Origin of the sequence: Microbacterium sp. JC 701, assembly GCF_021026215.1 — a bacterium.
GTDB lineage: Bacteria > Actinomycetota > Actinomycetes > Actinomycetales > Microbacteriaceae > Microbacterium > Microbacterium algihabitans.
Window position 1 is genome coordinate 13,018 of record NZ_JAJNCV010000003.1, and the last position, 12,792, is coordinate 25,809.

The 12,792-nt window shown below is 72.1% G+C and carries 11 protein-coding genes; 3 read left to right on the plus strand and 8 right to left on the minus strand.

Annotation, left to right across the window (positions count from 1 at the left end):
• The coding region (locus LPW41_RS11900; RefSeq protein WP_230704953.1) for a hypothetical protein at positions 1-212 on the plus strand (212 nt) is incomplete at its 5' end.
• On the plus strand, positions 209-1,855 hold the full coding sequence (locus tag LPW41_RS11905) for an ABC-F family ATP-binding cassette domain-containing protein (protein ID WP_230704954.1): 1,647 nt from the start codon (positions 209-211) through the stop codon (positions 1,853-1,855). The genes LPW41_RS11900 and LPW41_RS11905, both read left to right, overlap by 4 nt.
• Before the next feature lie 57 nt (positions 1,856-1,912).
• Here the strand turns inward: LPW41_RS11905 and LPW41_RS11910 are convergent, their stop codons facing one another.
• The 6 genes from LPW41_RS11910 to LPW41_RS11935 form a co-directional block, all read right to left on the minus strand.
• Positions 1,913-2,257 carry a LysR family transcriptional regulator gene (locus LPW41_RS11910; protein ID WP_144832061.1) on the minus strand — a complete coding sequence of 115 codons (345 nt, stop codon included), beginning with the start codon at positions 2,255-2,257 and terminating at the stop codon, positions 1,913-1,915.
• Between the two features lie 121 nt (positions 2,258-2,378).
• Entirely contained in the window at positions 2,379-3,932 is a 1,554-nt protein-coding gene (locus LPW41_RS11915; protein ID WP_230704955.1) for a GMC family oxidoreductase, read from the minus strand.
• Positions 3,929-5,323, minus strand: a complete 1,395-nt coding sequence (locus tag LPW41_RS11920; protein WP_230704956.1) for an alpha/beta fold hydrolase — start codon at positions 5,321-5,323, stop codon at positions 3,929-3,931. Before LPW41_RS11920 ends, LPW41_RS11915 begins: the two co-directional genes overlap by 4 nt.
• A 185-nt stretch (positions 5,324-5,508) precedes the next feature.
• Entirely contained in the window at positions 5,509-6,411 is a 903-nt protein-coding gene (locus LPW41_RS11925; protein ID WP_230704957.1) for an SDR family oxidoreductase, read from the minus strand.
• Positions 6,412-6,472: 61 nt separating this feature from the next.
• A complete protein-coding gene (locus tag LPW41_RS11930; protein ID WP_230704958.1) occupies positions 6,473-7,561 on the minus strand; it encodes a glycosyltransferase family 1 protein in 1,089 nt (362 codons plus the stop codon).
• A gap of 43 nt (positions 7,562-7,604) precedes the next feature.
• A complete protein-coding gene (locus tag LPW41_RS11935; RefSeq protein WP_187358453.1) occupies positions 7,605-9,047 on the minus strand; it encodes a lipopolysaccharide biosynthesis protein in 1,443 nt (480 codons plus the stop codon).
• 31 nt (positions 9,048-9,078) lie between these two features.
• Between LPW41_RS11935 and LPW41_RS11940 the strand changes: the two genes are divergently transcribed.
• Entirely contained in the window at positions 9,079-10,419 is a 1,341-nt protein-coding gene (locus LPW41_RS11940; protein ID WP_230704959.1) for an O-antigen ligase, read from the plus strand.
• A gap of 18 nt (positions 10,420-10,437) precedes the next feature.
• Here LPW41_RS11940 and LPW41_RS11945 read toward each other — a convergent pair whose 3' ends face one another.
• Both LPW41_RS11945 and LPW41_RS11950 read right to left on the minus strand, forming a co-directional pair.
• A complete protein-coding gene (locus LPW41_RS11945; protein WP_230704960.1) occupies positions 10,438-11,595 on the minus strand; it encodes a nucleotidyltransferase family protein in 1,158 nt (385 codons plus the stop codon).
• A gap of 136 nt (positions 11,596-11,731) precedes the next feature.
• The gene (locus LPW41_RS11950) at positions 11,732-12,727 is read right to left on the minus strand and encodes a LacI family DNA-binding transcriptional regulator (RefSeq protein WP_144832086.1); all 996 of its coding nucleotides are present in this window, start codon (positions 12,725-12,727) and stop codon (positions 11,732-11,734) included.
• Positions 12,728-12,792: the final 65 nt, after the last annotated feature.

Here is a 12,792-nt window from a genome sequence, read left to right on the forward strand (position 1 = left end):
TCGACGGGCTCGGGGACCTGGGTGTGTTCGGGTCCTTCGACGGGCTCGGGGACCTGGGTGTGTTCGGGTCCTTCGACGGGCTCGGGGACCTGGGTGTGTTCGGGTCCTTCGACGGGCTCGGGGACCTGGGTGTGTCCGGTCCCTTCGACGGGCTCAGGGGCCTCGGGGGGTGCGGGTCGGGGGCGGGGCGGCCTGAGACACTAGAGGGATGACCGCCACCCTCGTCGCGCAGGGCCTCGCCGGGGGCCACGGACACCGCACGCTCTTCAACGGCGTCGACCTCACCGTCGCGCCGGGCGACGTGATCGGCGTGGTCGGGGCGAACGGCGCGGGAAAGTCCACGCTGCTGCGTCTGCTCGCCGGCGTCGACGAGCCGCAGGGCGGATCGATCAGCCTCGCGCCGAGCGATGCGTTCGTCGGCTGGCTCCCGCAGGAGCACGAGCGCGTCGCGGGCGAGACCGTCGCGCAGTACATCGCCCGCCGCACCGGGTGCGCGGAGGCGACGAGGGAGATGGATGCCACGGCGGCGGCCCTCGGCGACGCCTCGATCGTGGGCGCCGACGACGCCTACGCCACGGCCCTCGAGCGCTGGCTCGCGAGCGGCGCGGCCGACCTCGACGAGCGGGTGCCGATCGTGCTCGCCGACCTGGGCCTGGAGGTGGGACCGGATGCCGAGATGACCGGCCTCTCCGGAGGCCAGGCGGCGCGCGTCGGGCTGGCGGCTCTGCTGCTCTCGCGTTTCGACATCGCGCTCCTCGACGAGCCGACCAACGACCTGGACCTCGACGGACTCGAGCGGCTCGAGACCTTCGTGAAGGGACTCCGTGGCGGGGTCGTCCTGGTCAGTCACGACCGCGAGTTCCTCGCCCGCTCGGTGACCCGGGTGCTCGAGCTCGACCTCGCGCAGAACTCCCACCGCGTCTACGGAGGCGGCTACGACGCCTACCTCGAGGAACGCGCGACCCTGCGCCGTCACGCGCGGGAGAAGTACGAGGAGTACGCCGACACGAAGGCCGATCTCGTCTCGCGCGCCCGCACGCAGCGCGAGTGGTCGAGTCAGGGTGTGCGCAACGCGATGAAGAAGTCACCCGACAACGACAAGATCCGCCGCAAGGCGGCAACGGAGTCGAGCGAGAAGCAGGCGCAGAAAGTGCGTCAGATGGAGAGCCGCATCGCGCGCCTCGATGAGGTCGAGGAGCCGCGCAAGGAGTGGCAGCTCGAGTTCACGATCGGCTCGGCACCGCGCTCCAGCTCGGTCGTGTCGACGCTGTCGGGCGCGGTCTTCCGCCAGGGCGACTTCACGCTCGGGCCGGTCTCGCTGCAGGTCAACGCGGGGGAGCGCATCGGCATCACCGGGCCGAACGGCGCCGGGAAGTCGACGCTGCTGCGCGGCATCCTGGGCCGTCAGAGCCCCGACGAGGGATCGGCGTCGCTGGGCTCGAGCGTGGCGATCGGCGAGATCGACCAGGCGCGATCGCTGCTGGTCGGCGGGCGTCCGCTGGCCGAGACCTTCGAGGGATTCGTCCCCGAGATGAACGCGGGCGAGGTGCGCACGCTGCTGGCGAAGTTCGGGCTCAAGGCCGATCACGTCACCCGCCCGGTCGACGAGTTGTCTCCGGGGGAGCGCACGCGCGCCGGACTGGCGCTGCTGCAGGCGCGGGGCGTCAACGTGCTCGTGCTCGACGAGCCCACCAACCACCTCGACCTGCCGGCGATCGAGCAGCTCGAGCAGGCGTTGGAGTCGTACACCGGCACGCTGCTGCTCGTCACGCACGATCGGCGCATGCTCGCCGCGGTGCAGACCGACCGCCGCTGGCGGGTCGAGGCCGGTCGGGTCACCGAACTCCAGGCATAAGCGCTTTCACTCGCGGGAACGCGACAAGCGCGCGTTCATGCGGAGGAAGGGGCGGGGTCAGCGGCCCTGGCGCTTCTTGTAGGGTTTCGGCTCGCCCTTCACGATCGGGGCGCGGCCCTTGCCCTTGCTGGCCTTCGCCTTGCCGCCGCCAGGGGCCTTCTGCCGGGGCGGGGCGGGAGGAGCGTCGGCGATGCGGTGGTGCGCCTCCTCGAGGAGCAGTCGGCCGGCCGGGGTGAGCTGGGTCGGCGGGGTTCGCGAGATGAGCGGCTGCCCCACCTCCTCTTCGAGCTTGTCGACGGTCGTGTACAACGAGGCGAGGGGGATGCGCAGCTTCTCGGCCGCGCGCGGGAAATGCAGCTCCTCAGCGAGGGCGGCGAACCGGACGAGGTGCTCGAGCTTCATGGCATCCATTCTCCCGTGTCGAGCGGCATCGCGTTGAGCGTCCACGACACGCCGCGCTCGAGGGGCTTCGAACGGAGAGCCGTGGACGCTCGACGGGTGTGCCCGGCCGAGTGACCGGGGGTCAGGCGGCGGCGGAGGCGAGGAAGCGATCGGCCGTGCGCAGCGACAGGGCCATGATCGTCAGCGCGGGGTTGGCGGCGATCGCCGAGGGGAAGACCGAGTTGTCGCAGATCCACAGGTTCGGGATCTCGTGCGACCGGCCGTCGGCGTCGACCACGCCGTCGGATGGGTCGTCGGACATGCGGCACGTGCCGATCGTGTGCGCGGTGCGGGCGAGGACCATCGTCTCGCGCGCTCCGGCGGCCTCCATCACGCGCAGCATGAACGCCGTCGCGTGCTTGTCGATCGCCTTCTCGTTGTCGCCGGCGGTGAACGTGACTCGTGCGCGCGGGATACCGAACTCGTCGAGTTCGTCGACCAGCTCGAGGCGGTTGTCGTCGGAGGGCAGGCAGTCGGCGTTGATACCGATGCCGGCCATGAACCTCGCCTGATCGAGACGCTGCATGAGCTCGGGACCCCAGAGGCCTCCGCCGCGCACGAGGGTGGTCGAGAACGTCAACGGCATGACCCCGAGACTCTGCACGAGGTAGCCGCCGGCGAAGTCGGCGTCGGCCGGGCGCATCATGTCTTCGCTGATGAGCGACGACGGGTATCCGCGATGCCCGCGCACCGGCTCGTCGAACCGGCCCCACACCTGCGTCGCACCGTGCGCGAGGAAGTTGCGGCCCACCTGGCCGTTGTCGTTGGCGAGGCCGGTGTGCAGCAGCAGGCGCGGCGTCTCGACACCGCCGCCGGCGAGCACGAGGGCGCGGCACCGCTGACGACGATCGACGCCGCCCTTGCGGTAGACGACGGCCTCGACGAGGCCGCGGGCGTCGAGCTCGATACCGTGCACCATCGCCTCGCTGCGGATCTCGGCACCGGATGCCACGGCCGCGGGCAGGTACGTGTTGGCGGTGGACGCCTTGGCATCCACCCGGCATCCCTGGTGGCACTCGCCGCAGTTGACGCACGCCCCGCGCTCGCCGTGGTGGTCCTGCAGCCGGGCGCGGGTGAGCACGGCGGCCGGCGCGTCGGCCCAGCGCACACCGAGGGCGTCGCAGCCCTTGGCCACGAGGTTCGCGGGAGCGTTGCGCTTCGCCGGGGCGTATGCGTAGGTGCGACTCAGATCCCAGGGGTAGGGGGACGGCCCCGAGACGCCGATGTCGCCCTCGACGCGCTCGACGTACGACAGCAGTTCATCGGGGTCGATGGGCCAGTCGCGGCCGACGCCCGATTCGGTCTTCAGGGCGAGGTCGCGTCGGTCGGGACGAGGGGTGAACGCGCCCCAGTGCAGCATCGAGCCGCCCACGCCGCGCCCACTGTTGTTGGGGCCGAACGCGGTCGGGTCGTCTCCGCCGCTGAGGCGCTCCGACATCCAGTTGATCTCGACGGCCTCGGTCTCGTCGGGCGTGAGGTCGTCGAGCGAGAAGTGCCGTCCGGCCTCGAGCGCGACGACGGTGAGTCCCTTGCGCGCGAGCTCGGCGGTCAGGGGCGCTCCGCCGGCTCCGGTTCCGATCACCACCACGTCGACGATCTCGTCGTCGGTGAAGGTGCGCATCGCTTCGAGGTTCATGCCGCGTCTCCCGTCGCGATCGTGCCGCCGACGTTCGCCGGCTCCCAGTCTTCGCGGCGCCCGAGACGCAGCTCGACGTACCCCCGCATGGGGCGGCCGCCGGTGGCGAACCCGTCGTAGCCGACGCGCGCCATGCTCGCGGGGTGGGCGAGCCACTGGCGCACGAGGTCGTTGCGCGCGTCTTCGAGCCACGCCTTCAGCTGGGCGGCGTCGAGGGGGCCGTCGAGGTCGGAGTCGCCCTCGATGGCGGCTTTCAGACGGTCGCTGCGCTCCGACGGATCGGTGGGCCAGGCGGCGGCCAGCGTGTCGAGCCCGCGACGGTATGCCTCGGGGTCGCCGGGCAGGTCGGCGTTGCGCCACCCGTCGCCCTCGCCGCGCGCCAACTGGGCGTCGACGCGGGCGGCGATGTCTATGGCCGGCCCCTCCTGCGGGACGACGAGGTCGGCGATCTCACGAAGGAGCGTCAGCTGCGCCATGTCGAGCACCGCGGGGGCGTAGCCGTGGTCGTCGGGGAGCGCGCGACGGGCGAGGGCACCGCGCACGCGCGCGTCGACCCGCTCGCTGCGGATGAGCTCGACCCACTCGTCGGGGACGACCGGACCGACGCCGACCTCTTCGGCGACGAAGCGCGAGATGGCCGCTGCCGCGTCGAGGTGCCGCTCGAGGGGGATCATGTGTCCGGTGGCCTCGAGCGTCACGAAGTGCGCCCGGGGGTAGACGGATGCCAGGAGCTCGGGCTGCGCGGAGGCTCCGAGGTCGGCGTCGTCGGCGCCGGCGATCACGAGGGCGGGCACATCGAGCGTGCCGACCGCAGCCGTCGCGTCCACCCGGCTGCCGGTCTCGAGCCAGGCGCGCCACGCCGTGGGGGAGGTGCGACGCAGGTCGGCGAGGGCGAGCGACTGCGCCCCGGCGTCGAGCGGCTCGGCGGTGTTCTGGTCGATGAAGGTCTCGGCATCCGCCTCGGAGATCGCGCCGTCGTCGACCCACGAGAGCATGAGCGCCCGGCGTTCCTCGTCCATGGGCTCGGGGCGGGGCGGGGACGGGGCCATGAGCACCATGCCCCGCAGTCCGAAGAGGGGCGCATCGCCGCGCAGGACGCGGGAGGCCACGAGAGCGGCGATCTTGCCGCCCATGCTGTGTCCGCCGAGCATCCACGGCCCCCGCGCGTGTGCGGCGAGGCGGTGGATGACATGGTCGACGGTCTCGTCGACGGTGGCGTCGGGAGCGCTCGCGGCGGAGCCGAAGCCGGGGAGATCGATGCCGACGACGTGCATGACCCCCGCGAGCTCGTCGGCGAGGCGGTCGAACGAGCCGGCGCTCGCGCCCAGCGCGTGGAGCATGTACAGGGTGAGGGGCGCCCCGCCGGGGGCGGGAGCGGTGTCGGTGGGCATGCACTCACGCTCCCGCACCCGCCCACCCGACACGGGTCGCTTGCGGATCGACGGGTTTTGCGCAAGCGCCCGGGCCGCGTCGTCGAGGGTCGGGCTCGGGAGGGTCGTGCGGCGACGGCGCCGGGCGTGGGAGCGCGCACGGACGCCCCGGCCGCGCGAGGCGGGCCGGGGCGTCGGAGCGGACCTCAGGGCGTGACCATGCCGCCGTTGACGTTCAGCGTCTCGCCCGAGACGTAGCTCGACTCGGCCGAGGCGAGGAAGACGAACGCGGGCGCGATCTCGGCGGGCTGGCCGGCCCGCTGGTAGGTGCTCTCGTCGTCGAAGTGCTCCATCTGGTCGTCGGAGACGCCCTGGCTCACCTGCAGTGCCGACCACGTGGGCCCGGGGGCGACGACGTTGACCCGGATGCCGCGTGACGCGAGCTGCTGAGCGAGGCCCTTCGACAGATTGTTGATCGCGGCCTTGGTGGCGGCGTAGTCGAGCCGGTCGGGCGCGGGGACGTAGGCCTCGAGCGACGCGGTGTTGATGATCGTGCCGCCCGCGGGCAGGTGCGCGAGCGCCGCCTTCGTGATCCAGAAGGGCGCGAAGACGTTCGTGCGGAACGTGAGTTCGAACTGCTCGTCCGACAGGTCGTCGACCTTGTCGACCATCACCTGCTTGCCCGCGTTGTTGACCACGATGTCGAGGCCGCCGAGAGCCGCGGCCGCACGTTCGACCAGCTCGCGGCACGCGGCCGGGTCGGTGATGTCGGTGGCGATCGAGACGCCGGTGCGGCCGGCATCCCGAACCTGGTCGAGCACGTGGTCGGCGTCGCGCTGCTCGTCGGGCAGGTGCACGATGGCCACATCGGCCCCTTCGCGCGCGAAGGCGATGGCCACGGCTCCGCCGATGCCGGAGTCGCCGCCGGTGATGAGCGCCTTGCGGCCGACCAGACGGCCGAGACCGCGGTAGGTCTTCTCGCCCAGATCGGGGACCGGAGTCATGTCGGCCTGGACGCCGGGCTCGGGCTGGTGCTGGATGGGCGGTTCGACGCGGGCGTAGCGGGTGACGGGGTTGTCGAAGGTCAGCTGGTCGCGATCGTTGGTCATGCCCCGACGTTAGGCAGCATCCGCCGCGCGGACACCGCCCTTGACGGGCGCGACGGTCGAGCTATCGGAGCGCCGCACCGCGCAAGCGGGTGGGGCGGATGCCGGAGTGCTCGTCGAGCAGATCGCTGACCTTCTGCGCGGACTCCCGCCACGAGAAGCGTCGGGCGTTGAACTCACCGGCGGAGATCAGCCGCGCGCGGATGCCCTCGTCGTCGGCGACACGGGACATGGCCGCGGCGATGTCGTCGACGTCGAGCGGATCGACGTACAGCGCGGAGTCGCCGAGTACCTCGGGGAGCGAGGCGGCACGCGCCGCGATGACGGGGCAGCCGCACATCTGCGCCTCGATCGGCGGGATGCCGAAGCCCTCGTAGAGCGAGGGGAAGACGAAGGCGAGCGCTCCGCGGTACAGGCCGGCGAGTTCGGCGTCGTCGACCCGGCCGAGGAAGCGCACCCGCGCATCGGCGGTGTCGAACTGCTGCCGCGCGAAGCTGTTGGTCTGGCTTCCCACGACGCGGAGTTCGACCTCGGGGTGCGTCCGGGCGAAGACCGCGAACGCGTCGAGCATGCGGGCGACGTTCTTGTGCCGGTTGGGCGAGGAGACGGCCAGCAGGTACGGGCGGCTCGAGGGCGTCGACGGCATGGGCGCCAGCGCGAGGATGTTCTGCGCGCTGTTGGGGACGACGGCGAAATGATCGGCGGGCACGCCGAACCGCCGCGAGATCTCGCCGCGGGAGAACTCGCTCACGGTGATCATGCGCTCGCTGTGCGCGACGACGCGGGGAACTACGACCGAATAGAGGGCCCGGAAGCGACGGCTGAAGCTGTCGGGGTGACGGATCCACGTGATGTCGTGCAGCGTGGAGATCTGCGGGCGGTGCCACATGGGGCCCGTGCTCGTGAGGTTCAGCAGCATCTCGCCGCGACGCCGCGCGAAGCGCGGGAGGTCGATCTGCTCCCACGCGTGACCCGTGAAGCGCCCGACCGTCTGGATGCGCGAGGGGTCGAGCCCCGCGTCGTCGACGTCGCCCGCGGGGACGGCGAGAGTGATGTCGTCGCGGATGCCGAGGAGCTCGCGCGTGATCTCGGTGGCGAAGCGTTGGATCCCCGTGGTCCCCTGGGTCAGGAACCGGGCGTTCACGATGGTCATCTCGAGGCCTTCCCGACGAGTGGTCGAGCCGGCGGGAGTCCCCTCAGCGGCGTCGGATGAAGCCCCCGAACACGCGAAGGTCGCGTCGGCACATCGCCAGCAGCAGTGCGATCACGACGATGACCCAGACGCCACCGACGCCGAGCAGGCGGGGGAGCGAGGGGAGGGAGGTGAAAACGAGCGTCGAGATGGCGAGGCCCACCCCCAGGGCGACGGCGAAGACGACGATCGGCCGGATCGCCGCGCGCAGGAGGGCCGCCGACGAGACGCCCGTGCGGGGGAGGAAGAACACCGCGGCGACGCCCCACAGCAGGAACTGCCCGAGCGCGATGGCGCCGGCCACCGCGGCCGGCCCGACCGGGGCGACGACCACGGCGAGCGCGATCGTCGCCACGCGTCCGCTGATCTCCGAGAACAGCAACAGCCCGGATCGCCCCGTCGACACGAAGGCCCAGTACTGCGGGTAGCCGAGGATCTGGAACAGCGCCCCGGCCGCCAGGATGGGGACGAACGGCGCGGCGCCGGTCCACGCGGAGCCGAGGACGAGGTCGAGCGCGGGATACGCGGTGGCGACGAAGAGGCTGAGGTATGCGAGCGTCGGGTAGCAGAGCAGCGTCTGGTGGCGCACGAGCCGGCGCTGCAGTTCGGCGGTGTCCTCGGCATCCGCGAGACCGGGGATGACCACCCGCGTGAGCGGAGTGATGAGCTGATCGATCGGGAGGTTCACCAGCTGGGTCGCCCTGTTGAACAAACCGATCACCTGATCGCTCGCCACCCGCGCGACCGACACCGTGCCCACGTTGGTCGCGGCGTAGTTCAGCACGTGCACCAGGAAGGTGTTGCCGCCGAAGGTCAGCAACGGGCCCATCGCGGCTCCGCGCCGCGGCAGCCCGGGACGCCACGGCGTGAGGATCAGCGACAGCACGAGGGTGACGCCCGCCGCGATCGTGCCCTGCAGGGCGAGGGCGAGATACCCGCCGCCGAGGAGCGCGAGGACGACGGCTCCGACCAGACCCGACAGGTCGCCGCAGAGCTCGCTCGCCGCGAGACGTCCGTACCGTCCCGATCTGTTGAGCTCGACGCGCAGCTGCGCGCTCGCCGAGCGGAGCGCGAACGCCGGCGCCAACAGGCACATGACCGCGACCAGGCGCGGATCGTCGAAGGCGGCCGCGAACGGCTGGGCCACCGCCAGCACCACGCCCGTCGCCGCGAGACCGATGCCGGTGTTCATCCAGAACAGGTTCGTCCGCTGCGCATCGGAGAGTGTCGGAGCACGAAGGGCCGCCATGCTCAGACCGAAGTCACCGAGCACCGCCGCGAGTCCCGCGACCGAGGCCGCCAGGGCGACGATGCCGAAGTCGGCCGGCCCGACCAGTCGGGCGAGGACGACGATGCCGAGGATCTGTGCGACGTACCGACCCCACTGGGCGCCGAGGAGCAGCAGCGCCGCCCCTCGGCGAGGAGCGGTGACATCGGTGGGGATCACGGGGAGCTCCTCGAGTTGTACTGTGTCGGCCGTGAGCACGCTAACCAGCCCCGCGACCCTCGGTCGCGCCCCCGGCAGGCCCGAGAAGGGGTGGGTGAACTCGCGGGCGCTGCGCTGGACGGCGGTCATCGTCGTCTGGGCGTATTCGGTCGTGCCGGCCGTCGTCGAAACGGCCCTCATCGACCGCCAGCACTACAAAGAGGGCAAGACCGCCTCCAACCCGCTGGTGGTGGCGCTCGTCGACGCGCTGAGCATCGCGGTGCCGATCCTCGCGGTGGGACTGCTCTTGCTCATGCTGCTGTTCTCGAAGGTCACGGGCGAGAGCCTGCTGCTGGTCGTCGCGCCGGGTCTGGTGCTCGCGGCGAACGAGCTCGTGCACGGGCGGGAGCCCACGCTGGGCCTGCTCATCACCTCCGCCGTGGGCACCCTGCTGGTGATAGCGCGGGTGAAACCGAGGGATCTCGGCATCCTGGGATACCTGGGTGCCCTGGTCGCTGCGGCCGCGATCGCCCTGTCGTACCTCGACCCCTCGAAGGTGTTCATCTCGGGCGGTTCCGAGACCTTCGAGAAGTCGCTCACCGGGACGTCGCTGCTGTCGGGCATCTTCTCGAACGCGAACGTGTTCGGCATGTTCCTGGCGCTCGCCCTGCCGTTCGCCTTCACCGCACGTCGGTGGTGGGTGCGGTGGCCGCTCATCGGGGTGATCGCGTGGGCCCTGGTGCTCACCTCGTCGCGCACCGCGCTCGCCGGGGCCGTGGTCGTGCTCGCCGTCATCGCCCTGTCGCGCGTGCTGCCGCAGCCCGCCTTCCGCGTCGCCGCCGTGGTGGGACTCATCGCAGCGTGCATCACCTGCGTGCGCGTGCCCTTGACCGAGACCGACCCTGAGGCCTACACGTTCCGCGGCGCCATCTGGATGTTCAACCGCGACGAGCTGGGCGGCCATTGGCTCTTCGGCCTCGGCGCCCACTGGTACGCCGACAACTACGCGATGCTGTCGAACGCGCTCTCGAGCGCCGCGAGTCACGGCCACAACCTGGTGCTGACCACGCTCGTGATGGGCGGCGCCGTCACCCTGGCCGCCTGGGCCGCCGTCATCGTCGTGGCGTTCGTCTCGAGCCTGCGCGACACCGATCGACGGCAGCAGGCGGTGGGCGTCGCGTTCGTGCTCGGTCTGGTCGTCATCGGCGTCACCGAGACGCCGTTCGGGATGCTCGGATGGGGGCCGCTGTCGTCGTCGGCGGTGCTGCCGCTGTTCGTGCTGGCCGCCCGGCACTGGATCGACCGCGACGACCGGGCGCAGTTCGCCCAGGCGATCGCGTCGATGCCGCGCGAGGCGATGTCGCGCTCGGCCCTGCGCGCGATGCGCCGCTGACGCGGGCGGGGTCGGGGCTCAGCGGCGCGACGAGCGCCGGAGCCACTCCCGCACGCCGCGGGTCAGGCGGCTCCGCCTCGCGGCCGCGGCCGTGGTGACGGGGCGCCCGGCGCGTCGTTCGGAGGCGAGCGCGACGTCGTCGTCGGGCCAGATCAGGCGCAGCCCCACGCGCAGGCGCAACATCGGCGGCAAGGTCTGCAGGGCCGTCCAGTACGCGCGGAGTCGGTCGGGCCGACCTCGCCACTCCCAGTCGTGCGGTCGGGCTCCGTCGCGCGGCGGGAGGGGGGTCTGCGTGACCGCGGCGATCTCGGTGCGCAACACCTCGACCGCGCCGAGCGCGACGGCGCTGTCGAGGGTGGTGGGCGCGGCGGCGAGCATCGTCGTCGCGAGCGCGGAGGCGCGTTCCGAGCGGGGACCCGCACCGATCTCGGGCCGCACGGCGTGGACGGCGGCGAGCACGGCGTGCGCGGCGACGTCGGGCACCCGCACCTCCACCCCGGCGTAGCGGACGGCGGAGGTGCGGGCGGTGAGGGCGGCGAACGCGTCGCGATCGTCTCTCGTCAGGCCCGGCAGGCGGCGGTGCACGTCGATCTCGCAGCCCCAGCGGGCGGGGGTCATCGTGGCGGTGTGGTGCACGGGCGTCCCACGCCACGGGTCGGGTTCTCGGGTCCACCCCCACGGCTCGAGCGCCGCAGCGAGATCGTCCCAGCGGTCGGGGTCGCACCACACGTCGACGTCGCCCGAGTGCTCCCGTTCGCGCAGCCCCTGGCTCTTCAGCGCCGGGCCCTTGATGAAGACGCACCGGATGCCGTGCGACTCGGCGACACGAGCGGTGACGGCGTAGACGAGTTCGTGGGTGGGCGACGACAGCGTGGGGCGGGGGAGGTGGGTGACCGCCCACCGGTGGCGGGGGTCGGCGTCGACGATGTGCAGGTCTCTCATGCGATCGATGAGCTCGCGTTCGTCGGCGGAGAGGTTGGCGTGGTGCACGGAGCCCTGCGCGACGAGGCGCCGCCACAGCGCCGCCCCGTCGCCGACCAGGCAGAAGGCATCGCCGGGGACGACCGGGGCGAGGAGCACTTCGGGACCACCGGGCGCCGTGTCGTCGGAGCGCACGTCGAGCGCCCCGAGGGCCACGGGCGTCCAGACCCCGGAGGGGGGAGGGGAATCGCCCATTGTGCGTGCTCCTGCGTCGGTGGTGGGAGCCCCCAGTCTGCGGGGGTACGCGGCGCGGTGCGGCACGCGAGGGCGACGCCCGGGGCGAGGCCCGGTCTACTTCACCCCGCAGGTCACCCTTCGAAGGGGGTGCGGATCAGCGCACGCCCCCGCGATCGACGAGGCGCGTGGGAACCAGCTGCGTGTGCGAGCCGGTGGCCGGGTCGGCGCCCCGGGCGAGGAGGGTCTCGGTCGCGCGGGCGCCCAGATCGGCGACGTCGTAATCGACGAGGCGGATGCGGCGGGGCAACAGGCGCGACAGCTCGAAGTCGTCGAACCCGGCGATGGCGACGTCGGCACCGCGCGGCAGGATCGTCTCGAGCGCACCGATGGTGAGGCGGTTGTTGGTGCCGAACACCGCGGTGGGCGGGTCGGCGGAGTCGAGCAGGCGCTCCATCGCGTCACGCGCGTCGGCGGGGGTGTGCAGCCCCTCGACGACGAGGGCGGGATCGAGCGCGCGCCCCGCTGCGGCGAAGGCGTCGCGCACACCCTCACGGCGCTCGGCCATCGTGTAGATGGAGGGCGCGTCGAGCAGCACGGCGATGCGGCGGTGACCCGCCGCGAGCAGTTCGGCCACGGCGTCGCGCGCCCCGCCGCGGTTGTCGAGCAGGATCGCGTCGGCCGGGATGCCGCTGCCGGGGCGGTCGAGGAAGACCACCGGCGTTCCGAGCTCGACCTCACGGGCGAGGTAGGAGTGGTCGGCCGCGGTGGGGACCACGATGAGACCGCCCACCTGGCGTTGGCACATGTCGAGGGCGAGAGTGCGCTCGAGGTCGGCGTCTTCTTCGCTCGAAGCCATCACCACGTGCATGCGCTCGCGGGTGGCGACCTGGGAGACCGCTGCGGCGACGGCCATGTAGAAGGTGTTCGACAGGTCGGCGGCGATGAAGCCGATCGTGTCGCGGTTGCCGGAGCGGAGGCTCGCGGCGAGGGAGTTGCGGTGGTATCCGAGTCGCGCGATCGACGCGCGCACGCGTTCGATCATCGCCGGGTCGACACCCGACTCCCCGTTCACGACCCGCGAGACCGTCTTCAGGCTGACGCCGGCGTCGGCGGCGACGTCGATCATCGTGGGCCGGCCGGTCTTGCGCATGCGTCTCCTCGGACTGCCGTGAAGCGACGGCATCCTTCGAGCATAGGGAGTGGGGCCGTCTTCGA